At 61.4% G+C, this 25563-nt stretch carries 29 protein-coding genes and 1 pseudogene; 21 read left to right on the top strand and 9 right to left on the bottom strand.

The genetic code is table 11. The annotated features are described in order from the left end of the window. The first annotated feature begins 391 nt into the window (after positions 1-391). On the top strand, positions 392-1162 hold the full coding sequence (gene ppk2 / locus ABMA32_RS23135) for a polyphosphate kinase 2 (RefSeq protein WP_349016111.1): 771 nt from the start codon (positions 392-394) through the stop codon (positions 1160-1162). Between the two features lie 80 nt (positions 1163-1242). Further along, positions 1243-1467, top strand: a complete 225-nt coding sequence (locus ABMA32_RS23140) for a hypothetical protein (RefSeq protein WP_349016112.1) — start codon at positions 1243-1245, stop codon at positions 1465-1467. Positions 1468-1655: 188 nt separating this feature from the next. Here ABMA32_RS23140 and ABMA32_RS23145 read toward each other — a convergent pair whose 3' ends face one another. Continuing rightward, positions 1656-2312 carry an RNA polymerase sigma factor gene (locus tag ABMA32_RS23145; protein WP_349016113.1) on the bottom strand — a complete coding sequence of 219 codons (657 nt, stop codon included), beginning with the start codon at positions 2310-2312 and terminating at the stop codon, positions 1656-1658. A 165-nt stretch (positions 2313-2477) separates the two neighbouring features. Between ABMA32_RS23145 and ABMA32_RS23150 the strand changes: the two genes are divergently transcribed. The 14 genes from ABMA32_RS23150 (at position 2478) to ABMA32_RS23215 (ending at position 16039) form a co-directional block, all read left to right on the top strand. Then, positions 2478-3167 (top strand): acyl-homoserine-lactone synthase, encoded by a 690-nt coding sequence (locus tag ABMA32_RS23150; RefSeq protein WP_425475580.1) that lies wholly within the window; start codon positions 2478-2480, stop codon positions 3165-3167. A gap of 176 nt (positions 3168-3343) precedes the next feature. After that, complete coding sequence (locus tag ABMA32_RS23155; RefSeq protein WP_349016114.1) at positions 3344-4000, top strand: lytic transglycosylase domain-containing protein; 657 nt, start codon at positions 3344-3346, stop codon at positions 3998-4000. A 12-nt stretch (positions 4001-4012) separates the two neighbouring features. Next, positions 4013-4348, top strand: coding sequence for a TrbC/VirB2 family type IV secretion system protein (locus tag ABMA32_RS23160; RefSeq protein ID WP_349016115.1), 336 nt, complete (start codon positions 4013-4015; stop codon positions 4346-4348). Positions 4349-4351: 3 nt separating this feature from the next. Then, positions 4352-4651 carry a VirB3 family type IV secretion system protein gene (locus ABMA32_RS23165; protein ID WP_349016116.1) on the top strand — a complete coding sequence of 100 codons (300 nt, stop codon included), beginning with the start codon at positions 4352-4354 and terminating at the stop codon, positions 4649-4651. A 2-nt stretch (positions 4652-4653) separates the two neighbouring features. Continuing rightward, the gene (locus tag ABMA32_RS23170; protein WP_349016117.1) at positions 4654-7068 is read left to right on the top strand and encodes a VirB4 family type IV secretion/conjugal transfer ATPase; all 2415 of its coding nucleotides are present in this window, start codon (positions 4654-4656) and stop codon (positions 7066-7068) included. Next, positions 7065-8141, top strand: coding sequence for a lytic transglycosylase domain-containing protein (locus ABMA32_RS23175; RefSeq protein ID WP_349016118.1), 1077 nt, complete (start codon positions 7065-7067; stop codon positions 8139-8141). Before ABMA32_RS23170 ends, ABMA32_RS23175 begins: the two co-directional genes overlap by 4 nt. An 11-nt stretch (positions 8142-8152) precedes the next feature. After that, positions 8153-8851: a type IV secretion system protein gene (locus tag ABMA32_RS23180; protein ID WP_349016119.1), complete on the top strand. Its 699-nt coding sequence runs from the start codon at positions 8153-8155 to the stop codon at positions 8849-8851. Further along, the gene (locus ABMA32_RS23185) at positions 8848-9084 is read left to right on the top strand and encodes a hypothetical protein (RefSeq protein WP_425475581.1); all 237 of its coding nucleotides are present in this window, start codon (positions 8848-8850) and stop codon (positions 9082-9084) included. Before ABMA32_RS23180 ends, ABMA32_RS23185 begins: the two co-directional genes overlap by 4 nt. 9 nt (positions 9085-9093) lie before the next feature. Further along, positions 9094-10104 (top strand): TrbL/VirB6 family protein, encoded by a 1011-nt coding sequence (locus ABMA32_RS23190; RefSeq protein ID WP_349016121.1) that lies wholly within the window; start codon positions 9094-9096, stop codon positions 10102-10104. 45 nt (positions 10105-10149) lie between these two features. Next, a complete protein-coding gene (locus tag ABMA32_RS23195; RefSeq protein ID WP_349016122.1) occupies positions 10150-10845 on the top strand; it encodes a VirB8 family type IV secretion system protein in 696 nt (231 codons plus the stop codon). Continuing rightward, positions 10842-11651: a TrbG/VirB9 family P-type conjugative transfer protein gene (locus ABMA32_RS23200; protein WP_349016123.1), complete on the top strand. Its 810-nt coding sequence runs from the start codon at positions 10842-10844 to the stop codon at positions 11649-11651. The genes ABMA32_RS23195 and ABMA32_RS23200 overlap by 4 nt, the downstream gene beginning before the upstream one ends. Then, positions 11651-12868 carry a type IV secretion system protein VirB10 gene (virB10, locus tag ABMA32_RS23205; RefSeq protein WP_349016124.1) on the top strand — a complete coding sequence of 406 codons (1218 nt, stop codon included), beginning with the start codon at positions 11651-11653 and terminating at the stop codon, positions 12866-12868. The genes ABMA32_RS23200 and virB10 overlap by 1 nt, the downstream gene beginning before the upstream one ends. Then, positions 12849-13880 (top strand): P-type DNA transfer ATPase VirB11, encoded by a 1032-nt coding sequence (virB11, locus tag ABMA32_RS23210; RefSeq protein ID WP_349016125.1) that lies wholly within the window; start codon positions 12849-12851, stop codon positions 13878-13880. Before virB10 ends, virB11 begins: the two co-directional genes overlap by 20 nt. After that, positions 13877-16039 (top strand): type IV secretory system conjugative DNA transfer family protein, encoded by a 2163-nt coding sequence (locus ABMA32_RS23215; RefSeq protein WP_349016126.1) that lies wholly within the window; start codon positions 13877-13879, stop codon positions 16037-16039. Before virB11 ends, ABMA32_RS23215 begins: the two co-directional genes overlap by 4 nt. A gap of 28 nt (positions 16040-16067) precedes the next feature. Here ABMA32_RS23215 and ABMA32_RS23220 read toward each other — a convergent pair. Continuing rightward, positions 16068-16292: pseudogene (locus tag ABMA32_RS23220) on the bottom strand (RES family NAD+ phosphorylase); the annotation flags it as partial. Positions 16293-16459: 167 nt separating this feature from the next. On the opposite strand from ABMA32_RS23220, the gene ABMA32_RS23225 reads away from it, so the two are divergent. Then, positions 16460-16801 (top strand): helix-turn-helix domain-containing protein, encoded by a 342-nt coding sequence (locus ABMA32_RS23225; protein ID WP_349016284.1) that lies wholly within the window; start codon positions 16460-16462, stop codon positions 16799-16801. 140 nt (positions 16802-16941) lie between these two features. On the opposite strand, the gene ABMA32_RS23230 is transcribed toward ABMA32_RS23225, so the two are convergent. From ABMA32_RS23230 to ABMA32_RS23240, 3 genes are read right to left on the bottom strand one after another with little or no spacing between them, the layout of a single operon-like run. Continuing rightward, on the bottom strand, positions 16942-17199 hold the full coding sequence (locus ABMA32_RS23230; RefSeq protein WP_349016127.1) for a hypothetical protein: 258 nt from the start codon (positions 17197-17199) through the stop codon (positions 16942-16944). Further along, positions 17168-19648 carry a relaxase/mobilization nuclease domain-containing protein gene (locus tag ABMA32_RS23235; protein ID WP_349016128.1) on the bottom strand — a complete coding sequence of 827 codons (2481 nt, stop codon included), beginning with the start codon at positions 19646-19648 and terminating at the stop codon, positions 17168-17170. The genes ABMA32_RS23230 and ABMA32_RS23235 overlap by 32 nt, the downstream gene beginning before the upstream one ends. Then, complete coding sequence (locus tag ABMA32_RS23240; protein ID WP_349016129.1) at positions 19648-20001, bottom strand: plasmid mobilization protein; 354 nt, start codon at positions 19999-20001, stop codon at positions 19648-19650. The genes ABMA32_RS23235 and ABMA32_RS23240 overlap by 1 nt, the downstream gene beginning before the upstream one ends. Before the next feature lie 313 nt (positions 20002-20314). On the opposite strand from ABMA32_RS23240, the gene ABMA32_RS23245 reads away from it, so the two are divergent. The 3 genes from ABMA32_RS23245 (at position 20315) to ABMA32_RS23255 (ending at position 22047) form a co-directional block, all read left to right on the top strand. Further along, complete coding sequence (locus tag ABMA32_RS23245; RefSeq protein ID WP_349016130.1) at positions 20315-21016, top strand: ParA family protein; 702 nt, start codon at positions 20315-20317, stop codon at positions 21014-21016. Next, the gene (locus tag ABMA32_RS23250; protein WP_349016131.1) at positions 21013-21369 is read left to right on the top strand and encodes a hypothetical protein; all 357 of its coding nucleotides are present in this window, start codon (positions 21013-21015) and stop codon (positions 21367-21369) included. The genes ABMA32_RS23245 and ABMA32_RS23250 overlap by 4 nt, the downstream gene beginning before the upstream one ends. Positions 21370-21543: 174 nt before the next feature. After that, positions 21544-22047 (top strand): helix-turn-helix domain-containing protein, encoded by a 504-nt coding sequence (locus tag ABMA32_RS23255; protein ID WP_349016132.1) that lies wholly within the window; start codon positions 21544-21546, stop codon positions 22045-22047. A gap of 115 nt (positions 22048-22162) precedes the next feature. Here ABMA32_RS23255 and ABMA32_RS23260 read toward each other — a convergent pair whose 3' ends face one another. Beyond that, positions 22163-22723: a hypothetical protein gene (locus tag ABMA32_RS23260; protein ID WP_349016133.1), complete on the bottom strand. Its 561-nt coding sequence runs from the start codon at positions 22721-22723 to the stop codon at positions 22163-22165. A 530-nt stretch (positions 22724-23253) separates the two neighbouring features. Here ABMA32_RS23260 and ABMA32_RS23265 point away from each other — a divergent pair. Further along, on the top strand, positions 23254-23514 hold the full coding sequence (locus tag ABMA32_RS23265) for a WGR domain-containing protein (RefSeq protein WP_349016134.1): 261 nt from the start codon (positions 23254-23256) through the stop codon (positions 23512-23514). A 61-nt stretch (positions 23515-23575) separates the two neighbouring features. Here the strand turns inward: ABMA32_RS23265 and ABMA32_RS23270 are convergent, their stop codons facing one another. The 3 genes from ABMA32_RS23270 to ABMA32_RS23280 all read right to left on the bottom strand — a co-directional run bounded on the left by ABMA32_RS23270 (position 23576) and on the right by ABMA32_RS23280 (position 25558). Beyond that, positions 23576-23974, bottom strand: a complete 399-nt coding sequence (locus ABMA32_RS23270; protein ID WP_425475582.1) for a hypothetical protein — start codon at positions 23972-23974, stop codon at positions 23576-23578. Beyond that, on the bottom strand, positions 23971-24294 hold the full coding sequence (locus tag ABMA32_RS23275; protein WP_192568405.1) for a DUF736 domain-containing protein: 324 nt from the start codon (positions 24292-24294) through the stop codon (positions 23971-23973). Before ABMA32_RS23275 ends, ABMA32_RS23270 begins: the two co-directional genes overlap by 4 nt. Before the next feature lie 730 nt (positions 24295-25024). Next, positions 25025-25558, bottom strand: coding sequence for a hypothetical protein (locus ABMA32_RS23280; protein ID WP_349016135.1), 534 nt, complete (start codon positions 25556-25558; stop codon positions 25025-25027). Positions 25559-25563: the final 5 nt, after the last annotated feature.

A 25563-nucleotide genomic window follows, 5' to 3' on the forward strand; every position in this document is an offset into this window, starting at 1 on the left:
CCAGACCAACACCCCCGCCCACGCTATCCCCGATCCCTCGTCGTGTTGCGGAGGCCATGCCAAAAAGCCAGCCACGGGGAAAGCCCATGCCCACGGCTCATGCGCAGCTCACGAAGGCGGGCCTGCACCCGCCGCAACGGCTGTGCCCGCCGGTGATCAGGCTCCCTCTGCCTCCAGCGCGAGCCGTCACCCAAAGACGTCAAGCTGTTGCTGTGGCAATTAATATTTCTATCGGACTATCGCTGGAAGCGCGCCCTCTGTGAACCAACGGTTTTGCTTCCGTCGCCGGCGGGGCGAGGTCACCTTCCGAGAGTACGCTTTGGCCGAGAATCCCTTCCGGCTGCGCCTGCAATGGCAGGATGTACGACAGACTTCATGGTAGGATTTCCAAATGGGCAAGAGGGAAAAGCGCGATGCCGCCAGCAAAGCACTTCGAGAGCTCCAGGTTGACCTGTCACGCCTTCAAAACCACCTCATCAAATCCGGCGAGAAGGTACTTGTGCTCTTCGAAGGACGAGACGCTTCCGGCAAGGACGGAACGATAAAGCGAATCGTCGAGCATCTCAGCCCGCGCGAGACGCGCGTCGTCGCGCTGAGCAAGCCGTCTGACCGCGATCAAAAGTCCTGGTATTTTCAGCGGTGGGTGCCCCATCTCCCAGCCGGCGGAGAGATCGTGTTGTTCAATCGCAGTTGGTACAACCGCGCCGGGGTCGAGCGGGTGATGGGATTCTGCAGCGATGAGGAATATGACGAGTTCCTGACGACGGCGCCGCTCTTCGAGCAGTTGCTCGCCCATTGCGGCATCACCATCGTCAAATACTATCTGGATATCTCCCGGAGAGAACAGAAACGTCGTCTGAAGGAGCGACGAGATGATCCACTGAAACAGTGGAAGCTCAGTCCCATCGACGACACTGCGACAAAACACTGGGATGACTATAGTGCAGCCCGCAACGAGATGCTGGCTCGCACGCATACGCCATTCGCGCCATGGACTATGGTTCGCGGTGACGAAAAATCGGAGGCGCGGCTCAACGTCATCCGAGATCTTCTGACGCGCTTCGACTTCGGCGGGAAGGACCGCGCACGCGACCTCCCGGATCCGAATGTCGTTTTTCCGTACGATAAAGCGGCGCTTACGAACGGCCAGATTGCGGCGTGATCACTTATCGTTGGTCATCCTCGATAACAGCGCAGCCCGACAGAGCATGATCCCGCAGCTTAATTTCGAAGGATGCTCCGATGATGGACCACCCGTATATGATGATCGGCTACTGGTCGCCTTGGCACTGGATTGCGTTCGTTGTGTTTGCAGCCCTGGTGCTTTACCCAATCGGACGCATCCTCGCTCGGATTGGATACTCACCATTCTGGTCGATCCTTGCCTTCGTGCCGCTGGCCAATCTGCTCGGCCTTTGGATCGTCGCGCTCGGAGAATGGCCGCGACACGGGCCGCGTTCCCCATGACGCGAACGTTTCGCCCCTCAGCGGCCAAGCCCGCAAAAGCCGAAGGCCGCTGGCCTCTCTGAAAGGCCCACATGGCGCTTGGATAAAGCCTCATTCGTCGGGTGACGCCTGTTTGCGACGGGCCAGACGAGACATCTGTCGGTGCGAATCGGTGCTGGCATCAAAATATCGGCGAGGTGGGCGCCGATTCACGGAGTGATCTTGGCTTTGGCTTCGGCGATCGCCTTGCGCAAGTGTTCGCCCTTTTCGCAATGGCAATCCATGAACCCATGCACCGGGCAGGTCCGGCACATCTGTTCGAGACGTTTGCGCAGCGCCTGCCGGCCGCGATGTAAGCGGACGGTCACATTGTTCAATGACGTCCCCAAACTCTCAGCCAAACGGTCCCGCGGTTCTCCGAGAATATCGGCGCGCCAGATGATGTCGGCGTATTCTGCTTTCAGTGTCGGCAGTATGCGATAAAGGCAGTTGCAGATCGCCGCATCGAGCTCCTCATCGACGGGGTGGGTCTCGACCTCCGCCTGATCGATCACGATTTCACGTCGACGCCGGCGTGCCGCTTCTCGTTGATAGTCGACAATTGTCGTCGCCAGGATGCGGCCCAGCCAGCCGCGCACCATTCGAACATCGTGGAGTTGGGACGCGCGTTCGAGTGCCCGCAGCGAGAAGCGTTGCAAGACTTCATCGGCCGCGTCGCGATCGCCCAAGCGCCGCTGAAGGAACTGAAGGATTTGCTTTTGCGCCTCGACCAGGGCGTTTTGCACTGCGCGGTCGTGGTGCTTTGCAGCTTCGTCCTCCTTGACGCGACGGGGCGCTGGCTCGTCGTCTTGCAGGCTATCTGGCACGACGATCCTTTCTCCTTGATCCCAAGATGCACGTGACGCGCGGGCACACTGACAGCAGAAAACGTCAAGTCTTTAACCCAGATCAAGGTTTGCTCTTGCGATCACCGGCGCCCGGTGCTTAGATCACCGTCTGAGCACCGGCAAGATCTGCGTTGCTGCTCACGGTTGATCGCCAGCGATTTGCGCCGCGGCGTCCCGCACGACACCTCCGATCGAAAGTTCAATGGAGCTTTGTGCCCATACAACGTGGGCGGTCAGCATGCGCAACTCGGCTTCGTCTTCATTGCCGAGGAGTTCAACATGCTCATGGTCATCCCCGGTTCGGACGTCAGTCGGCATGCCGCTCTGATGAACCGCGCTCATCGCTTTCGTCACCGCGTGTTCGTCGAGGAGAAGGGCTGGGAAGAGCTGCGTCAGCCCGATGGTTGCGAGCGCGACCGGTTCGACGACGCGCATGCCGTTCATCATATCTGCCTGCGCGGCGAAGAAATCGTCGGTTATCAGCGCCTGCTGCCGACCACCCGTCCGCACCTGCTAAGCGATGTGCTAACGGACCTTTGCCGGCGCTCGCCGCCGCGCGGCCCCCGTATTTTCGAGTGGACGCGGTTTTGTGTCGCGCAAGGCCACCGCGAAATGCGGCCGCGCGGCGATAGCCCGTTGCTCGAACTCGCGCAGGGCGTCGTCGAATGGGGGATGGCAAGCCGGGTCGACACCGTCACCGTCGCAATCGATTGGCGCCTGATGGTGATCGCCATGCAGCCTAACCATGCTCACATCCGTCGTTGCAAGGCTTTGGATGGGGAACCATGGAGAGGCAAGCTACATCACCTTCAATCCGACCGCTGCTGGCGGTGACACTTGTCACAAGCATATGCGCGATCACACCGGGTAGAACATTGGCATCCGCACTATCTGCAAGGATAGGTTCGCCGCTCACGATAGTCGCCGATACTTGGCATTCGGACGAGATTCTGCCATCAGCCGACACTGTCGCAGAAGCCCGTTGGGCGCGGCCGCAAGACGATTATGTTTTGGGCGAGAGCGGCCATATCGCGCCTCAGGCGACGATCCCTGTGGTTCTTGTAGCACCAGCCACCAATGCACAGGAAGTTGGCAAGAAGAAAGATCATTTTGATATTGGTGACGAGGGCGCCGGTCCAGAATGCGGACCCTCGCCTGCGACACCTGCCGAGATCACGCGGCTCGTCGTGGAAGCTGCGCAGCGGCACTCGGTCGACGTCGGATTTGCTGTCGCGGTCGCAACAGCCGAAAGCCGGCTCGATAGGCTGCGCAATTCCCCAAAGGGCGCACGCGGCCCGATGCAGCTCATGCCGGAAACCGCGGATCGGCTCGGCGTTAACGACATCTGCGATCCAGAAGAAAACATCGATGGCGGTGTTCGCTATCTGCGGGAGCTGTCCGACGAATTCCGCAATCCGCTGCTGGTGGCCGCCGCCTACAACGCGGGCGAGGGTCGTGTGCGCGAGCATGGCGGCATTCCCCCATTCAAGGAAACAGTCGGCTACGTCGCCGAAGTGCTCAACATCCAAATGGGTCTTGAGGGAAACGGTGTAACCGCAAGCGAACGGCGTGACCCAGCCGAAGATCCGCAACATCCGTCCAATGTCAGCGGGGTGATCACCTCGCGCGATCACCGCCAGTGGGTCGGCGGCGTCATGCACTTTTAGCTGGAGGCCACCATGAACCAGATCTCTCGTTCGCCCGTCGCAAGACCCTTGAGACAGCAGATTGCCTTTGCCGCAATCATGTTTTCCTGTCTCCTGATCGTTGACCCCGCCTTCGCGCAATCGTCAGGGGCATTCGCGCCGCTCGAAACTGCGGTCCAGATGATTGTCGATTTCATCACGGGCCCGTTTGGCCGGCTGCTCGCGATCATCGCGGTTATAGCGCTCGGCTTCCTTGCCTTCGCAGGACGCTTGTCCTGGTTCACCGCCGGCGCGGTCGTCCTCGGCATCGGCCTCGTATTCGGAGCGCCGGCTATCGTCGACGAGATGATCGCGGCGGTGGGGAACTGAGCCATGGCCGAGTTCACCGACGAGAAGCCGCAACTGACGCCGCTGGTGATCGGCCTTACCCGGCCTCCAATGATGTGGGGAATTCCGCTCAACGCGTTCTACATCATCGTCGGCTTCACGCTGATCGCTTTCCTGGTGAGCACGAGCTTCTGGTCGGCGCTAATCGCCCCCCTGATCTATCTGGCGCTGTTTGCCCTATGCAGCCGCGACATCCGGGTCCTCGATCTCGCGCAGGTCGTCGGCCGGCGCACGCCGCGGACACCGAACCGGCTGTTCTGGCGCACCAATTCGTACGGGCCATGACAATGTTGAACGTCGTCATCGAAGAGCTGGGGTTTGGCCGCGAGCAGCGCCGCGAGCGCGCGATGTCGACCCACATTCCATATCTGCGCCATGTCGCCAATAGCGTCATCGGTCTCGAGAGCGGCGCGATCCTGTCCGTGATCAAGTTGGATGGTTTGTTCTTCCAGACCGAGGACCAGGCCGAGCTCAACATGCGCGCCGCTGTCCAGAATACGATGATCCGCGCGCTCGGCTCCAGCCGCTATTCGCTCTGGTCGACGGTGATCCGCAAGGAGGTCAAGCCCTCGATCGGCGGCGCCTTCTCGGACCCGTTCTGCGATTTTCTGAACACGCGGTATATGGCATCGCTGCGCGACAAACGCATGTTCACCAACGAACTCTACCTCACCATCGTTCGCTCCGGCATGCGAGGCGCGCTGGGCGCCGCCGAGACGTTTTCAAACCTGCTCGATCGTTCTTCCGGTTTCGAGGTACGACAACAGCGTTTGCACGAGCGGGTCAGCGAGCTCGAAGAGATTGTCGGTAACATCTCGCGTGAGCTGCAGAAGTACGGGGCGCGGCCGCTCGGCATCGTGTCCCGGGACGGCGAACCCTATTCGGAACCTTGCGCCTTCTTCAACACGATCCTCACCTGCGGCGCCCCGCGCGACATGCGTCTGCCACGCATGGGCATCCGAAGCTATGTCGGCTCGTCGCGATTGCACTTCTCCAAGCGGACATTGCAGGCGCAGGGACCGACGGAGGCCGAGAACCGTTTTGGGGCTATGCTGTCGATCAAGGAGTATCCGCCGTTCTCGGGACCGGGAATGCTCGACGGCCTCCTGCAGATGAACCACGAGTTCATCTGCACACAGTCGTTCACGCTCGCCGACAAGCCGATCGCCCAGGAGCGCATATCGCGCCTGCAGCGCCAGATCCACGCGTCGGATGAATCGGGCAGCACAGTCGAAACCGATATCGACTTCGCGCTCAACAGCCTGCTCAACCAGGAGGCTGTGTTCGGCTATCACCATTTCAGCCTGCTCTGCCTCTCGCGCGACCTTGCCGGTCTCGACAAGGCCGTCGCCGAACTCGGCTCCTGCCTCACCGACATGAACATCAACTGGCTGCGCGAGGACCTCAACATGGAGGCCTCGTTCTGGGCGCAGCTGCCGGGCAACCACGCCTACATCGCGCGTTCCTGCATGCTGTCGAGCGCCAACTTTTCCGGATTTTCGTCACTGCACAATTTCGCGACGGGGAAGGCTTCGGATGTCCACTGGGGTCTGCCGATCTCGATCCTCGAGACGACGTCACAGACACCTTACCGGTTCAACTTCCACCAGCGCGACATCGGCCACTTTCTGGTGACTGGCCCGACCGGTTCGGGAAAAACCGTGGCGCTCACCTTCCTGCTTGCCCAGGCGTTTCGGATTTCTCCGGAGCCCCGGGCGGTCTTCTTCGACAAGGATCGTGGCGCGGAGATCTTCATCCGAGCCGTCGGGGGCGACTATGAGGTCCTGCAGCCTGGCGTCGCCACCGGCTTCAATCCGCTGCAGCTCGAAAACAACGCCGCAAACCGCGAGTTCCTGCATCGCCTTCTCAAGGCCATGCTCGACCCGGCGGACGGCAGCGGCTTCTCCCAGGAAGAAGAAGACACGCTCGAGCGGGCCATCGGCCGCATTTGCCAGGAGCCAATCGAGCAGCGCACGCTTGCCAATCTGTCCGGGCTGTTGATGGGCAGATCACGTTCCGACGCCAACGATCTCCAGTCGCGCCTGCGTCCATGGTTCGAGGGTGAGAAGGCTTGGCTGTTCAATGCGCCGCGCGACGTGTTGTCCTTTTCCGGCCGGCGGATCTTCGGCTTCGACATGACGCATATTCTCGACAACAGGGAAGTGCGCACACCGGCGCTGATGTATCTCTACCACCGGCTGGACGAACTGCTGACGGGCGAGCCAGTCCTCATCTTCATGGACGAGGGCTGGAAGCTTCTGCAGGATCCCGTCTTTTCCAACTACATCGTCGACAAGATGAAGACGATCCGCAAGCTCAACGGCATCGTCGGATTCGGCACACAGTCGGCGGCTGACATTGCCAGATCCCCTCAATCGCACACGCTGATCGAGCAGTCCGCCACCAATCTGCATTTCCCGAACCCGCGGGCCGACGAGGAAAGTTACATCCGCCGTTTCGGCCTGACGGCCAAGGAGTATTCCTTCATCCGCAACACCCCGCCCGAGCGGCGGACCTTCCTGATCAAACACGGCAACGATTCCGTTATCGCCAGGCTCGATCTCTCGTCGATGCCGGACCTGGTACGCGTGATGTCCGGACGCAAGGAAACGATCGAGCAGTGCGCAGCACTTCGCGCCCGGCTAGGCGACGACCCGGCAAACTGGTTGCCCGAATTCTGCGGTTGGGAGCGTGCGGCATGATCAAGCGAAACTTTTTGCCTTTGGCCCTTCTGCCGGCTTTCGCTGCGGCCCCGGCCTTGGCCGACATTCCGACCATCGACGGGACGGTGCTTGACGAACGCGAGGATCGCGACCGGAAAACCGGCGAGATCGAGAAGGTCGACGAGGAGCGCTACGTCAACAGCCAGAGCGTCACCTGCTCGATGTACCGGCCTGGCCGCAAAGATGATCCGGTTGCCGCGGCGAACGCCAACCGCGCCATTGCCAGCCTGGTACGCAGGATAGCGCGGGAGGAAGGCGTCGACGAGAACCAGCTTTTAGCGCTCGTCTACCAGGAGAGCCGGTTCAACCCGTGCGCAAAATCCCCGGCTGGCGCGATCGGCCTTGCCCAGTTGATGCCGGGGACCGCCGGCGACCTCGGCGTGGATCCCTACAACATCGAGCAGAACCTGCGTGGCGGCGCGCGTTACTACAAGCAGCAACTGCGAAAGTACAACGGCAATGTCTCGTTGGCGCTTGCAGCCTACAATGCGGGCGCAGGCAACGTGAACAAATATGGCGGCATCCCGCCCTTCAAGGAAACCCAAGGCTATGTCGCCAACATAACGCGAAAGTGGCTGCCGGCGTTCGGCGGCTCCGACAAGTCCGGCATTCCGCTCAACTATGGCGGCGGTGGTGCCTATGACAACGCGCGGACTAGCACCATGAATGCGATGGGATTGACTGCCGCAATCGGGGAGGGGTCCGGCGACGTCTCGTCCTGGCTCACGCAACTCGGCGGGATGGGGTCCGGCACAATCCAGGACAGCTGGGATCACAATTCCGGTGCGCGCAACGCGAACATCGAACTCATCAACCGGCTGATCCTGCTTGGCACCGCGTTCGCCGACCTCACCAATTCCAGCAATGCCGTGACGCTGGGCGATATTTCCGGAGCTAACCGGTCGACCCGATACGATGGAGACGATGGCGATGACGATCGGCCGGTCGCCGGCTTTTGCGACGAGCGGGCAGGGCTCGTCTGGGATGCCGATGCCAGAGGCTGTGTTCTGCGCATCGATGCGCAGGCGGAACTTCAACTCGAGACACAATGATGGAGGTCACGATGAAGCGTTCGATTTCGATAGTGCTAGCTCTTCGAGCCGGCATTCTGCCTGCTATGGCCGACATTCCGGTTATCGACAAGACCAACTACGCGGTCGCCCGCGATACCGCCGAAAAGACGGGAAAAATCCTCGATACGAACAAGGAAATCCTCACCACCGTCGAGGAGACCCTGAAGGCTGTGACCGGCGATCGCGGCGGAGACACAGGTCCGCTGAAGGATATCGCGATCAGCAACGGTTTTACCGTCTCGTCGATACCGTCCTTCGACAGCCTCCTGAAGAGCGGGATCGCCGACTTCGGATCGCTTGATCCAAAAGTCATCGAAGCTGCCACGCTGTTTATCAATGGCCTTCAGCTGGTCAAATCTCTGTCCGGGAAAGAGAACAGCTCGCTCTCCAGCGACAAATCCTATGAAGAGCTCATGAAAACGGTCATGGGCGTCTCGGCGCTTATCACCGGTTCTCAAGCTGCGGTCGAAACGCGGCGCTCCGCCCTCGAAGGCGCGGGCGTTGAAATCGGCAAGGCCGAGGACATCAAGGGCTCGATCGACCAGAACACGCAGCTTCAGGTCCAGACCGGCCTGACACTCAATGAGATGATCGGCGTGCTGAACGGCGGTGTGCAGTCTCTGCATGCGGAAAACCAGCGCAAGCTGACCGACATGTCAAATACCAAAAAGGCATTGCAGTACGAATGAGAGGCCGTCGATGCGCCGTGACCGCCCTTTCACTCACGCTGGCCGCTCTCGCCAACGGGTGCGGTACGCCGCGCGAGAAAACCGCGCCGTGCAAGCGGCCAGCCAATTTGTCGAGCTACGTCGCCACGGAAAGCGAATGTGGGCCGATGATGTCGGTAAATACCAACAGGGCCGCGGCCTTGGAGGCGGTCCAGGACCTGGCGGCCAAGGGCGATGAGTGGGACGAAGAGTAGGGCAGGGCGGTGGACGACTTTATTGGCGAACTGTTGGATCGGATCGATGCGTCGGGACAGAACTTTTCCCAGAACGCCTACGAGACTCTGAGCCAGGATCTCGAACCGCTTCTTCGTCTGCTTTTTATCCTTGCGGTCCTGTTCTACGGGGTGCAGCTCTTCCTCGGAGCGTCGCGTCTCAGCGTCGCCGAGATCATCGGACGACTGGTGCGGGTCTTCGTCATCCTGGTGCTGGTCGGCACCTGGTCGAACTTCAACGAGCTTGTCTATGAGTGGCTGACCGAGGTCCCGGAAGCGGCGGGCCGCGCCATCCTGGCGGCATCGGGAACTGGTGTCACCGAGCCCACCAACGGACTTTCACAAATCTGGAAGACGGCCAATGTCGCGGCGGCGGCATTTTCAGAACAAGCAGGCTATCTGTCCGTGCTTCCGGCCTTGATCGGTATGATCATCATGGTCTTTGCCGGATTGTTCGTCGCCATCGCGCTCGGCATTCTCGTCCTCGCCAAGGTCGTGCTGTGGGTGTTGCTCGGCACCGCGCCCATTTTCATCGCGTGCTTTTTCTTCGATGCGACACGCAGTTATGCGATGGGTTGGCTCAACCAGTCACTGCTCTACGCGATCATTCCTCTGTTCGTCTATGTGATCGCCGCGTTCCTGATCGCGGCGATGGAGCCGGAACTCACGGCGATCGACGGCATCTCCGGCGATCGCGAGCTGAAGCTCAGCGATTTCGCAGCCTTTATCATGCTGTGCCTGGCGGGCAGTTTCGTTCTTCTGCAGGTACAATCCCTCGCACAGGGCATAGCTGGCGGACTGGCGACACCAGTCGGTCCGCGATCCCGGCAGATGACCGGCCGGAGCATCTTCTGGGGCCGCGCGGCGATCGGCATCTCAGCCCGCCAGACGCAGGCAGCCGTCCACCGGGTCCAAGCACGACTTCAGTCACCACGGCCGGACGGCGCCGGAGCCTCCATGCAGCGCGCAATCACATCGAACGGAACTCCGAGGCAATCGTGAGCGGCGAGACCATGCACGGTCGTGAACAACAGAAGCAGGGCAGGGATGGCCGAAAAATCCGAAACCGCACTACGGTCCTATTTCCAGCAGGGCGACATCTGGGAGCAGGAGATCATAAAGCGGGCGAAGCGCTCGGCGCGCGTTGCCTGGTTCTTTTCGATCATCTTCGCCGGGATCGCCCTGCTCAGCCTGCTCGCCGTGGTGCTGATGCTGCCCTTGAAGAGTTTCGAGCCCTACGTCGTCACCGTCGACCAGACGACCGGCTATATCGAGGTCAAGTCAGGCCTGACACGGCCGGCCAACCTTACCGAGCAGCAGGCGATCACCCAGGCCAATGTGGTCCGCTACATCCGCGCCCGCGAGGGCTACGACCCCTACGCCATCACCGAGAATTTTGGCATTGCCGCCTTGCTGTCCGCGGACGAGGCCGCGCGCGAATTGCAGACCCTCTACAGCGCGGCCAATGCGCAGAACCCGACAAAGGTCTATGGGCGACTGAAGCGGGTCCTGGTCGATATCAAGTCGGTGACGTTCCCGAATGCCAGCACGGCCATCGTCCGCTTTTCGACCAACGAACGCAGCGACGCGGAATCGATCGTGCGTCATTGGATCTCGGTTGTGCGCTTTCGCTACACAGACACGCCGACCCGCAACGAATGGCGCTTCGAGAACCCGCTCGGCTTCCAGGTCTATTCCTATCGTCGCGACCAGGAAACGGTGACGCCCGGGGAAACCCGATGATAGGCCGCTCGTTCGTGATCGCTCTTGTCTTGATCGGTACGTGCTGGCCAGCCGTTTCGGCGCAGACCCCAAAGGGCGGATCGCTTGATGGGCGCGTGACCAGCGTCACCTATCAGGAGAACAATGTCGTCCAGGTCTTCGCGACCTACGGCATCTCGACGATGATCATCTTCGACGAAGACGAAAAGTTCCAGACGATCTCGCTCGGCGACACGGAGAGCTGGCAGGTTGTGCCAGCTGAGAAGGGCAACATCCTCTTCGTCAAGCCAATCGCCAAGGATGTCGTGACCAACATGAATGTCGTCACCGACAAGCGCATCTACTATCTCGAGCTGCACGATTTTGCCCCTGAAGCGGGCCGCAAGGTTTTTGGGATCCGTTTCCACTATCCAGAGAAGAACCTCAACGCCGCCCTACGCAAGGAGGCGGAACAGCGCGCAGCCTGGCCGAACATCTCCGGCATCGACAAGGCTAACGTCAACATCGATTACTCCTTTTCGGGCGATGCGCGGATGAAGCCGCTGATGGTCTTCGACGACGGCAACAAGACCTTCTTCAAGTTCGATCGGCGTGTACCGGCAATCTTCGCGGTCAACTCGGATTTTTCCGAGACGCTTCGGAATTTCCGCAGGGAGGGGGAGTACATTGTCGTCGACGGAACAGCCACACAGTTCACGTTGCGTGACGGCAACGAGTGGATTTGCATCTTCAATCTGCGAAAGCCGGATTTTGGAGCTCCAGACCCCGCTACTCTGGGTCCCGCCGAGGATGATCAGGCGAAACAACGGCGCCGGAGCGGCAATTGATGAAACGCTCTCCGGAACTTGAAGCCTTGGGTCAGAATGACGATCCTGTCGTGGCCGACACATCTGTCCGCCGAAAGCAGCTTGCGGGCGGCGCAGCTCTGGTCCTGCTCGGCCTCGGCGCCGGTTATTTGGTCCTTTCCAGCGGGCAGACACCGGTCCGCGATATGCTCGACGGGGACGAGGAATTCACCACAACGACCTTCCGCCCACCGTCCTTCGTGCGCGAGAGCGAACCGGAACCAGAGCCGCCGGCGCCGGAGATTGTCCAGATACCACCTCCTCCCCCGCCGCCACCTTCGGCGGAAAAACCAGACACGACTCAGTTCGATGTGCCGCCTCCGCCTGCTCCAGGTGCGACGCCGCCCCCGGATGTTGTCGACGCCCCTGCGGAAGAATTCCCCGAACGCTTCCGTTCGAAGCTGGTTGTGATCGACAATCCGGCATCGAGCGGGTCCGGCACTCTGACCGGCGGGGAAGGAGAGGGGCTCACGGTTGCCGGCGAGGATCGCAGCAGCAAATTCCTGGCGGCCGCCGCCAGCATCGGCGACCGTAGCGCCAAGGCGAGGAAGATCGAGCGGATCGACGCGCTCGTTCCGGAGGGCACGCTCATTCCGGGCATCCTTGAGACGGCAATCGTCAGTGACCTGCCAGGGCAGGTGAGGGCGATCGTGTTGCAGGACGTCTATTCGCTCGACGGCCGTCGCGTGCTGATCCCCACCGGCACCCGGCTCATCGGCGAATACCAGTCCGAGATCACCCGCGGCCAGACCCGAATTTTCGTCGTCTGGACCCGCATGTTGCGTGATGACGGCGTCACGGTTCGGCTGAACTCGATCGGCGCTGACAGTCTCGGCCGCGCTGGTCTGACCGGGCGTGTGGACAAGAAGTTTCGTGAGCGATTTGGCGCGGCCATTCTGCTGTCCATCGTCGGCGCCGGCGCCAGCTACCTGACCGGCTACGGAAGCGAGGCCGCGGCTGGAAAAAGTGACGATGCACAGAACGCTGAGGAAGTAGCCCGGGAGACACTGGCACAGACATTTTCCGACATGGCCAATCAGGCGCTGGGCGATAGTCTGCGCATCCCGCCGACGATCAGCGTGAGCCAGGGAGAGCGTATCTTCGTCTTTGTTCGTCAGGACCTCGACTTCTCGGCCATGTACGAGGATCCCGTCACCGAAGCACTGAGGGAGATCCGTCGTGAACGCGGCCTCCCCTGAGCTTGCCTCCGACAACCGGCACTATTTTCTCTCTCGTGCGCTCGCCTCGCTGAAGCCGTTTCTCGACGATCGCGATGTTGTCGAAATCTCGGTCAACCGGCCGGGACAGGTTTATATCGAGCGCCTCGGTGCGGCGCACATGGAATTCTATGAGATTCCGCAGCTGACCACCGCGGAGATCGTCAATATCGGTGAGCGCGTCGCCGCCAGCACCAATCAGTTCGTCAGCCCTGCCAACCCCATCCTCAGCGCGGCACTGCCCACTGGCGAGCGCATCCAAGTCGTCCTGCCACCCGCGGCCGCCGATGGCGGCACGCTGTCGATCCGCAAGCAGGTCATCAGCAACTTCACGCTCGAGGACTATCGCGACCAGGGATCGCTCGACGCAGTCACCGTCGCCGTTGGCGGTCTTAGCGAGACCGAGCAGGCCCTGATCGACCAGCTCTCGGTGAGAGACATCTACGGCTTCATCCGCACGGCGATCGTCAACCGCGTCTCGATCCTGATCAGCGGTGGCACCTCGAGCGGCAAGACGACTTTCCTAAACGCCTGCCTGAAATCGGTCGACCCGCATGAACGCATCATCACGCTGGAAGACACACGCGAGCTGTTTCCGACACAGAAGAATGCGGTCCACCTGCTTGCCTCCCGCGGCGACCAGGGAACTGCCAGCGTAACCATCCAGTCGCTTCTCGAGGCGTCGCTGCGCATGCGGCCGGACCGTCTCTTTGTCGGCGAGGTCAGGGGAGCCGAAGCCTTCGCATTCCTCCGTGCCATCAACACCGGGCATCCCGGCTCGATGTCCACAGTGCATGCCGACACGCCGCTTGGCGCCTACGAACAACTGGCCATGATGGTCATGCAATCGGGCCTGTCGGCGGCCTATCCGAAGGCTGATCTCATCTCCTACATTCAGAGCGTAATCCCGATTGTCATCCAGCTGCGCAGGGAAGGGGGCCGACGCGGCGTCTCGGAAATTTTCTTCGCGCGCGAACGAATGGACGGGTCATGACCGGCTCGCTCCGCATATGCTATCTCGGCTTCTGCCTAACCGTCGCCTTCGCCGTCTGGCTGCTGGCATATGGGCTCGGCTTGCAATTACTTTATGGCGATGGCCGGATACTGCAGGCCACCATCACCACTAACCCCTTCGCACCCTTCCAGCAGCTCATCGCCTATCGCGACAGCGGCCTCCTGCGCACCGTGGCGCTTGGCGCTCTCCTGCCCGCTTCGCTCGTCGCCGGCATCGTGGCCTATGCGGGCTTGCGCGCCAATCCTAACCCTCTCGGCGATGCTCGCTTCCAGACGGCAATGTCGCTCCGGCGCGATGGATGGTTCAAGCAAAAGGGGAAAATTCTTGGTCGGTTCGGACGTCAGATCCTGCGCGTCGACGACGATCGGCATCATCTGATCATCGGGCCGACACGCTCAGGGAAGGGCGCCTGCTACGTCATTCCTAACGCGCTTGCTCATGACGGCTCCATGGTCGTCACGGACCTCAAGGGCGAGATTTTTAGGAGCACAGCAGGCTACCGCAAGTCCAAAGGCAACCAGGTATTTCTGTTCGCGCCCGGATCCGACCGGACCCACCGCTACAATCCTCTCGACTTCATCCGGCCGGATCGCGGCGATCGAACCACCGATATCCAGAACATCGCCGCCATCCTGGTTCCGGAGAACACAGAGTCCGAGAACTCGATTTGGCAGGCGACCGCGCAACAGGTCATGGCCGGCGCAATCAGCTACATCAACGAGAGTGTTTTTTACGAAGGGCATCGCAATCTTGGGGAGGTAACAACCTTCTTCAACAGCGGCGCCAACCTTCAGGCCCTCATGGTGCTTCTCAAGGAGCGCGAACCATTTCTGTCACGCTTCACCATGGAGAGTTTCAACGCATATACTGCCTTGTCCGAGCGCGCCGCAGCATCCGCGCTGCTTGATATTCAGAAGGCCCTGCGCCCGTTCCGCAACGAGCGCGTCGTCGCTGCGACATCCGTCACCGACATGGATCTGCGGGCCCTGAAGCACCGGCCGATCTCGATCTATCTCGCGCCGAACGTCACCGACATCACACTGTTGAGACCTTTGCTCGCCCTCTTCGTGCAACAGACGCTGGACATGCTCATGCTCGAGCATAGGGAAAGGTCGTTACCCGTCTATTTCCTGCTCGACGAGTTCCGCCAGTTGAAGAAAATGACCGAGATTACGACCAAGCTGCCCTATGTCGCCGGCTACAACATCAAGATGGCGTTCGTGATCCAAGACCTCAAGAATCTCGATGAAATTTACGGAGAGACGTCCCGCCATTCCCTAATGGGCAATTGCGGCTACCAGCTGGTGTTTGGCGCCAACGACCAGGTAACCGCTGAAGCCGTCTCGAAAGGATTGGGAAAGCGGACCGTCCGCTACAAGACGGAATCCCGCACGATCGAGATGATGGGGCTGCATCGCCGTACCAAGGTCGAACAGTTGCGGGAACGCGACCTGATGATGCCGCAGGAGGTTCGGCAAATGCCAGGAGACAAAATGATCATCCTGGCTGAGGGACAGAACGCGATCTTTGCCGACAAATTGCGATTCTTCCGCACCGCACCATTCAAGGCGATGGAGCAGTTTTCGCGAACCAACGTGCCGGACGTGCCGGCGACGGAGTTCCTGCCGCAGCGGCCGGTGCCGGTGATCGGCCAAGGCAATACGTCGTTGCTCGAAAATCCCGGATCTTTGCGCCCAAGTTCATCTGGTGCGATGGTTGTTGATCGCTCGACGAGCACGACACTAGTCTATAGGGAGACTCCAAAACGTTCGGCTGGCGACAGAGATCCAGTTGCCGCCAGTTTGGATGAGCATTTCAAGGTTCGTGGCCGCGCCAGGGCGCAGACAGTACGTGCGTCTCCTTCTCACTCCGTTACTTCGACGAATGATAGGCCTACCGCAGCAAAACCCTTTCCTAGTGCGAGGTTCGGCGACCGCGCTGCTGAACCCGCGCAACAATTGTCGCTGTTCAGGAATAAAATCGACGCGAAGTTCGACACGGCAGCGCGCCGCCTCAAGACGTTGGTGAATGGAGATGGGGCATCGAGCGAGGATCGGCGCTCGTCGCGAAACTGGTCGGCGATTTTTGAGGAGACCGTTGCGGATGACGCGCCGGCTTTGGAGCTTGAGACCAGCTAAACGTGGTTTGGGCTCCGACGGCGGCCAGCGTCAGACGCGATACAGGCACGTCGTCGGAAAGATCATACACGACCATCGCAAGCGTCGGCAGAAGGTCCGGATCCTCGATATGTACGAGTTTCCCGAGAACGCACAGTGATGGAAAGGTCGCCGCGTAAGTTACTGGGCGACCCACCGTGTTCCATCGACCGTCGAACCGCAGACCGTAGCACCGTCCAATGTCTCCGCATACTGCAGGCTCGAAAGTCACCATAGCCGCATCAGGCGGCTGCACCCTGGATCGTTAAGTTCATTCTCCGACCGTCGACATACTGGAGAAGCTGGCTGAGATCCTCGAAATTGCCCCGACCGACTTCTTCACCGATCCGCGGCCGCCAATCCCGCCGCCGCCCGAGCGAAAACGAAAGCGCTCTTGATGCGGTGGATGTCGTCGTTGGGCTCCGTCTATGCGCTCGTCGCCGGTCACTTGGCCTGAGCCAGCGAAAACTGGGCGAAGCCATCGGTGTCAGTTTCCAGCAGATTCAGAGATACGAGCGAGGCATGACCCGCATTGCCGTGGCCACGCTGGTGCGTGTGGCGGCGGAACTGGATGCACCACTGTCTTTCTTTCTCGAAGGGGTCGGCCCCCAGCGACAGGAGCCCGAGCAAGAGACACTCCATGGGCGCGATGCGTCGATCGCCCAGGCACTGGCAAGGATCGAAGACCGCAAGGTTCGCGCCGCGTTTCGGACGCTCATTCGAGCACTGACACGACCAGTCTGACGGGTCGATCGAAGCAATGTCGGTTGCCGCGAAACGGTTGGTGGGTTTGCGATCGGCTCGGTCTCATCAACGAACCCGTCAGGCAATTCGTGAGAAACCTTGGACATGCGGGCGGATCGGGTGCTCCCCAAGCATGTTGGCTAGCCGACTACGAACTCCCTTATGGGAGCCACCCATCCATCGATCATGCGATACACGTCAACGAACCACGCTTCAATCGCGCCAAGCTCTGGACCAAAATAGATCAGCGGCGCAACGACGACGAATGCCAAAATGGCTAGCGAGACGAATCCATCCGGCCGGTCTTCCGAACCATCCGGCGGTGGAAGCTGATTGTGACGCAATTCATCATTCATGGCCGTGCTCCTAGCGCTCGCGATCATCGCGATCGCGGTCATGGCGCTCATCCAGTTCCAGCTCGATCTGACGCAGTCGCGGCACGTGCTGCTGCGGCGGATCCGACCGAACGGCCTCGACCTCGGCGGCCGGACGTCTATCGGTCTCTTGTTCATCAGAACGCCGGACCGGTTGATCGGGCAATGGTGGACCCTGCCGGTCATCGACGTGATCATCCCGCCGAGAGTTAAGCCGGTCGTCGTGATCCGCCTCTCGGTTCTGCTCGGTCTCGACTTGCCCCGACGAGCCGTCGACACTACCCTTGTACTGGCCAACGGCGCTATCCGGTTCGGTACCAGATCGTTCAAGCTGCCTGCTATCTGCGGCTCTGCGTGCCTCATCACGAGACATCTCGACCTGTTCGATCGCACGCTGCAATTCCTGATCCGACTTTCCGACCTCGCGCATATACGGATTGCCCTCATCGACGGCCAGCTCCGCGGCTCGATGGACTTCCCGCGCCAGGCCGGTTTGATAGCTGGCCGTGTCAGACTGCGGCAGATCTCCCGCTTCGATCCTTTCCAGTCCCTCGCGATAGTGCTCGACCTCTATGAGAACCTCATTGGCTTTTTCGACGGCTTGCGCACCGAACCGCGCGACTGCCGCATCCCGCTGCGCGTTGACGTCGTCGCGCTGCCCATCGACGCGCCGCGGGTCGGTGCGGTCGGTTTCGACTTGCTGTTCGGTGAACTCCAGATACTCGCGCCGGATGTCCACCACCTCGCGCGCGGCGGCCGCAACTTCGTCAAAATCGTCACGCTCGGAGGCATCGAGCGTTTGTTCGACAGTCGCGAGAACAGCTTCCACGCGCTTCTCGTAGGATTCGAATTCGGGACGCGTCATCTCTCGCATCTGATCGACCTCGCCTTCCATAAACTCACCTAACAATGCCATATTGGCGTTGTTTTTTATAGTCACTGTTTCATGATGATCGATAATGCTATCAATTTGGCTGTCTCGTGCAGCGCGTTCCAACCTGTCTTTCTGCAACGTGGCGAATTCGCCAACCTGGCCGTCCTGCCGTTCGTTGGTAAGGTCGTTCCAAACACTTGTGGCGATGGCCGCATACGCCTCGCTTCGGCTTGAACGAGCGAGGTCCGGTTCGTTCGAGCGCTTCGCCTTGTATCTGCTATGCGCCGCCTCGCTCGTCCCTTCATGCTCCGTCCGACCCCGGTAGCCCACCGGGCGCACCTGATTGCGGGTGTAGGCCGGCGCGCTTGCGAATTCCCGCCGATCGGTGAGTTCCATGTCGATGCCCTGCTCGCGCGCCTTCTCGGCCATCAACGAGCGCCACGCGCGAAACATTTGCGGACTCGTCTCGATCCGCTCGCCCGTTTCCGAGCGCATAGTGACGATGGCATGAGCGTGGATGTGCGGCCGCTTGCCGCCGTCCGCCATCTCCTTCGGATCGAACGCCGGATCGTGAACGGCGAACACATAGCGGTGCCCCGCAAACTGCTCGCCCAGGAATTCGCGGACCGCTTCCTCAAAGGCGGATGCATCCGTGCCTGCGCGCGCCGAGACAATCAAGTGCATGACGTCCCTGCCCTTGCGGCTGTGCAATTCCTTGCGCCATTCCTTCTGCACGAGATCGCCGGCCTGCGTCGCATCACCGATCAGCCGGCCGGTATCGTCGCGGACCTCTCCGTCGGATGACGCGACCAGTTCCCGAACCCGGGCGGCGCCCCATTCCACGCCGTTGCCGTAGCCATGAAAACGGAACCCTGCTTCGACATCCCGGCCGGCCTCCGTGTCGTCGTAGCGCTGCTGCACGATCTCCGCGGCTTTCCGATCACCGGTCAGGCGCTCCCCACTCCCGTCGCGCAGAACAACGACGCCACTCACATTGAATCCCCCATCGGATCGCTCTCGCGCCGCATAGACAAACCGACGACTGCCAAAACCCGATCGCAGGATCTCGCGGAGCTGATCGTCCTGGTCGACGTCGGAGGAGAGCGAAGCCGCGTCTATGGAGACATGGAAGACGCCGAAATCCCGGCTGGCGGCGCGATTGTCGAAGAGATGTTCCCACTCCGCCCGCTGTTCGGTGAGTGCGTCCCGGCCGAGCACGCGCTCACCGCGCTCGTTCTCGACGGCAAGCTCCCCTCCTCGCGATGTGTAGCTCATCATCGCAGCCGCGCGACCGCCGCCGCCATAGGAGGCGAGCTTGACTACCGCCGGCTGGCTGCCGCGCGCCAGCGCCGAGAAGCGCGTTCGCATTGATCGGCCGGTCGAGCCTGCGCCTCCCGGAGGCCGCCGCAGGCGGTTCCCGCCCTGCCGCCGCCGCGCTCGGCCGAAGCCGTCCAGCCCCTCATCGCCGATCCGCGCCACCCCTCCCCTTCGCGGCTCTTCCCAATCGCTCTTTTCGATCTGCCCGAGCTGCATCTCATGCACCAGCATGGCGCGGAGACGCTCCCACTCCAGCTCGAAGGCTCCGGGGAAAAACTCCATCAGGCGCCCTCCCCGCGTCGAAGTGCGGCCGCCCGCCTGGTCATCTCAGCAAGTTCCGATGCCACTGTGGTTGCGACGACATGCGCATCCTTGATGCTGCCTGCGACATGCCCATCAGCGGGAACCCTGCCGGTGTTGATGGCGCGCGCGATCTGGTTGAGGTTGCCGCCGATCGCCCGCATGCCTTCGACGAGCAGGCCAAGCACAGCACGGTCGCCCTCTGCGAGGAACGGCCGCACGCCGGCGCCTTCCATGGCGAGTGACCGCACGAAGGCCGAAACGGTTATGCCGGCTGCTGCTGCGGCCGCCTCAAGGGCATCGAACTCGGCCGGTGAGAAACGGATGTGCGCCACCCGGTCCTTCCTGTTCGAAGCTGCGGAGCGGTTGCGAGCCATCGAAAAACACACTTTGATCACGGTGGTTGCGGCCGTAGGCCGCGGATCGAGGGCCTGTCCCTCGATCGTCAGGAAAATGTATCACATTTTTCCGTATCCTGCCAACTAAAAATATGGATATTTATCGCATCTCATCCGCTTTAGTCCTATTTTCAACGTCAATAGTATTGTGTTTTTGCATATTCGTGTGTTTCTATATCGATGTGAATCCACGACCACACGGAAATGGATTCATGTGTCAGTAGAAACACATTTTCGTGGAGATGAGCCGATGACCGTCGTGATCGCCGCCATCAACGGCAAGGGTGGTGCGGGCAAGACCACCGCTCTGATGAACATCGCCGGCGAATATGCCCTGCGTGGCGGGAGCGTCGCCATGATCGATATGGACGCTCGCAACAATCTGATGAAATGGTGGACGGACTGTCAGGAGAAGGATGCGCAGCCCGAAGGGATCGAGGTCTACAGCCACAAGACGGCAAAGGGGCTAGAGCGCTGGATGGACGAACACGGCCAAGCGTTCGATCACGTGCTGATCGACACCCCAGGCGAAGACACTTCGATCGTCGACCCTGTGATCGCTTCGGCCAACCTGGTGATCTCGCCGATCCAGCCGTCAAAGCGTGAAGTGCTTGGGGCCATCGACGGCTTTGAGAACGTGCTGCGCGTCAACGAGGCGCTCGGGCGGGGCTGCCGGCATGGCGTGCTGCGGACGCGGATCACCGTGACCGTGCGGCACACAGAACTCTACCGGAAGATCAGACCGATCATCGAGGACAAGGTCGGGACCTACCTGTTTCGCACCGAGGTATTCGAGCGCAACGTCTACAAGGACATCCACAATGGGATCGGAACACTCCAGATGCAGGAGGTGACGGAGGCGATCGCCAAGGCGCGGCGGGAGACGCAGGCGCTGGTCGCGGAAGTCGACGAACTGCTCGCGAACGGGGCAGCGACGGGACGCGCGGCATGAGCGGGAAAGAGAGCCTGTCACTCGACGAATTCGCCACCGCGCCGCGGCGGCAGCGTGCGGCGGCAAGTTTGAGCCCGGATCGCACCGGGGACGAAAGCCCCGATGCGCCGCAGAGTGCGCCAGCACCGGCGGCCAGAGAGGAAGCCGGGAGAGGCGCGGCATCCAGCGAGGCGAGCAAGGCGCTGCGGCAGATGAAGCGGGCGCGCATGAAAGGCGCAAGCCATTTCGTGAATGTCAACCTCGATCGGGACACGAAGCGCCGGCTCAAGTTGGCCTCCTTCAACCTTGGGACGTCCATGCAGGCCCTTATGGAGAACGCCATTCGACAATATCTGGACGCGAACGGATTTTGACAGGAAGTGTGGTCTGCACCGAGCTGCGCCGAGAATCGAGTTGATATTGTGTCTGAATCCCTGCTAGGAACACCATCGTTTTGGCTCTGATTTTTGGGGTTTGGAGCCAAATCGGGGATTTTCCCGTCTCTTTTGGCGGGTTGGGGCAGCGAGCGGGTTCGAGCGAGCCAGATAATGGCCATCAAGGACGTACAGACTTACATCGACAGGCATGGCCTTGTCGAAACGGACGATTCTGAGGCTGGAAAACCGATCTGGCGCAAGCCGGGATTTGGTGGCGTCCGCAGCCTGTTCGAAATCGAGGAGGAATTGAGCCGGTTCTTGCGTGAGCGACGCGATGCGCAGAACCTGAACCGCGAGCAGGTCGGCATGATGGTTGGCCTACATCACGAGATTTACGCCCGACATGAACGGGCCGGAGCGAAGCTCAGGGTGACCCGGCTGCTGCATCTGGCCGAGTTGCTCGACTTCTCACCGGTCGAAGCGATCTACGCGGCGGCTCCGCAGTTTTTTGGCGAGACCGAGCAGGAGGCGGAGGTCACGTTCAAGCTCATAATGCGAATGCTGGACCTGCCGGCTGCGACGGCACAGAACCTTCTGATGCTGGTCGAGGAACTGTCGCCAGACAGCGGCGCAGGGAACGTGGGCAAGCAGACGGACACAAAACGTCGGGGCTGATGGGCGCAGAAAGACGGCCGACGTCGTCGATCGAGAACCGGATATCGACACAGTATCCACCTCGCCAGGGACGAACAGAAGATCGAGGCGGCTTGCACCGCCTCGATCGCCGGCCTCATGAGCGGTCGGCTTCGGTCATTGCGAACACTTCGTCCGGGTCGGCCTCGCTGCATTCCCACCACGCGGCCTCGGCTTCGGTCTCGCTGTAGTAGACATTCTCGACGCTGAACCGCGCGCCGCTGACGTCTTCGATTTCGGCGATGATGCTTGCGAGACCGCAGAGCTTTTCGCGCGGAACCGGCACCGCGATCGGCACATCGGAGTCGCGGTGATGCCATTCATCGGTGTTGAAATTGAAGTATTCGCGCGTGAGATCGTCGACCAGATAGTCGTCGAGAAGCGCGACCGGTTCGATCAGCCACGTTTCGTAGTAGGCCGTCTGGTAGTGGTGCAGGTCGTAGAAGGCGTCCTCTTCGTCCTCGGTGCCGCGCGCTGCGACACGAGCCCGGTCGGCGGCGAGGATCTTGCGCTGCGCGTCGATCATTTTCGCCAGCTTGGCGGCGAGGGTGTCGTGCACGGAGCGGGCAAGTTCGGTGTCACAGCCGAGGCGGTTGGCGAGAACGTGGATGCGCAAGCCCGTGAGCTGCGCGACAAGCATAAGAGTGTTGTGTGCCATGTCATGGTCTCCTTCATCTTGATGACGGAGGCCCGGCGACGGGCAAGTCGAGCATCGGGTCAAGGATCGCGAAGCGACCGCCGGAGGCGGCGCGTGGGGGTCCCGATTTTCTGTCGGCGCACTTCTTCAGGGCGACGGCTGAAAATTGGCGGGACCGCGCGTCCTTGAGGCGATGGGAGCGGCCAGTAGACTGGGACGTCAGAGAGATAGACCCGCATCCCCGTCAGGGGATGCGTCCATATCCGGCGACCAGCCGGCAGGGTGCGCGAGGGCTCGCCCCTTGTGGCATCGAGGGCCGGTCGATCCGGTCTTTGATGCCCTGCGAGAGGGGATCGTTACCGAAGGCGGAGACCGCGTCAGCGGGTTCCGTGAGCGGGGCGCGAGCGACGCGAGTAGAGCCCGGTCGGCCGCAGGCCGGCTCGCCCAAACATTGCGGTTCCGGCCGATGCATCAGCAGCCTGAATCGATGGAGCGGGACCAATTCATAAAGCGCGTTGGACGGCGTCGATCCCGGACGCAATGTTGACGTCATGCAGACCATAGACGCGATCCATCTTCACCGCATCGATCCAGCGCGCAACATGGCGCGGTTCTATCGCATGTCGTCGACGCCGAGCCTGTTTGGCGACATCTGCCTCGTGCGCGAATGGGGGCGGATCGGCAGGCCGGGCCGTATCCGCATCGACCTTTATGAAACCGGGGAGGAAGCCATGGCCGCGCGCGATGCACTGTCGCGCGTGAAGCGGCAACGCGGCTATCGCGACCTGTCCAGGAATGACGTTCGAGAGTGACGGCTAGCGCGGCACAAAAAAGGCCCGCGCCGGATCGTGCGGCGCGGGCCCTTTTTTGCGGCTACTTCGATTGCAGCTGTCGCAGCAACGCGGCGAGCGGGCCGTCATGGGGAGGACGGTCGGCCTCCTGTGCGAGGTCAGCAACGAGTTGCGACGTGACGTCCTCGCGCAGCGGCATGAAACTGTAGCCTCTGGAAAGCGCCGCCATGTGCAGTGCATCGATCGTTTCGTATTCGCGGTCGCTCGTGCCGAGCCACAGAGCAAGATCGTCGCCGGTCTCGTCGGGAAACGCCTGCAGGAAGAACGTGCGCAGCGGTGGATCGTAGCCGATCGTGGCGTCGGGATCGGAGCGGCCGTCGCTGCTGGTGACGGTGATGGTGTAGCGGCTCAGGGAAGCCTCCTGCTCGTGTGGAACACAAAGAGGGCCGGCCCCTTGCGGGGCCGGCCCGTCGCTGTTCACTCCGGGTTGTTCCAGAGGATCACCTTCTTGTTCTCGTCGCCGCCCGGCGCTGGAGCGAGGTTGCCGAAGACGACGCCGATCTCGGGAGCCTCCAGCTTGAACGAAAGGTAGTTCTCGCCGGAGCGTTGGGAGACCCGGTTCCAGGCGGCGCCGATCTCGAAACCGGTGCGCTTGTTGAGGACGCGGAAGTCGGGGGCGTCCTCGCGAGACTTGTTGGCGTTGGGCAGGACAGTGATCGGGGCGTTGACCCGCAGCGTGGCGAACACGCCTTCCATCGAGCCGTCGGCCTTGGCAGTGAGGTTTGCGATCGTGGTGGCCATGGTACTTCTCCTTCGGTTGCATCGGGACCATTCCCGATGGCGTCGAAGGAGAGGGCCGTCCTGCTGCGGTCACTCGGCAAGAAATTCTGGAAAATTCTATTTGCCGAAGACAGCGGGCCGCACTTTCAAGGGCCCCGCTTGCGGGAAGGAAAGTGCCTGGCCCGCAAGAAAAGACCGAAATCGAATTTTCCTGAATTTTTGGCGAGCGTACCCCCACCGGGGGTTGACCGCAAAAGCAGGCGGTCCTCTACAAAGGCGACATGAAAAGGGATTGGTCCGGATGTGAGCGAAGGCGACGCACCCCGGCCGCCATCGCATTCCCCGCCGCCAAGCGCTGCGTCCCAAGGAGGGGGGTTTGTCCTGATGCGCCGCGCCTTTCCATCACCCTGCCCGGCCCCGGCCATCCCACGGTGACGCCCTGCCCGCGCAACTCCTCCGTCAGGCGGACCGGTCTCGCGGTCGCGTCGGGCTGGCACCGTTCAAACCCGGCGCCGGCAGGCGACCCATTGTTCAGGCGACGTGCCCCAACGCGCGTTGCAGGTTCGCAACCGCGCTGCCTCGGCGCGACGATGGGCAAGACGTCTCTGAGGAACACACGGAAGATGCCGCAATGGGCCGGACCCGCATGGGGCCTGTGACCGATGGCCTTGGACGACAGAGGGCAAGGTCGGCCTTCGGCCGGGTCAGGCGTGCGGCGTGCGCCGACCGGTCTCGTCGGGAATTGTCGCGTTCAGGCAGGAAGCGCCAGCCGCTCGTCCCGTGTCATGCGAGCCTCGACCGCATTGCGGACTTCCGGGCCGGCATCGCGCAGCATGGCGCTCCAGTCCACCGTATCGTGGATGGTCGCCGCCGTGCCACGCAGCATATCGTAGACGACGCATGGCGATCCGATCACGGCCAGGCGCAGGATGTTGAGGCAGGTGCCCGGCGAGGCGCCGTCCCAGATCATCAGGCCGAAGTTGGCGCGCCGGGCCATCTCGCCATCCTTTGCGGCATGGACGCAAAGACCCTGAGCGCCGTCGGGCGCCGGTATGCGATAGGCCGCCCAGTCACCGAGAGTGTTGCGGGGCTCCTTGCCGGTATGGAACACGCCGACATGTTCGTAGCCATAACCGGCGAGCAGGCTCTGCGCCTCGGCATCGGCTCCGCGCGCGTCGCCAATCAGCACACCGTGCTCGGCCGCGACGATCGCACCTATGCGCGCAACTGCGGGTTCGGGCAACTCGAATATATCTCGCGATCCGCCTATGAATATCATCGCCATGGTGA

This window comes from Mesorhizobium quangtriensis (genome assembly GCF_040081925.1).
Taxonomy (GTDB): domain Bacteria; phylum Pseudomonadota; class Alphaproteobacteria; order Rhizobiales; family Rhizobiaceae; genus Mesorhizobium_K; species Mesorhizobium_K quangtriensis.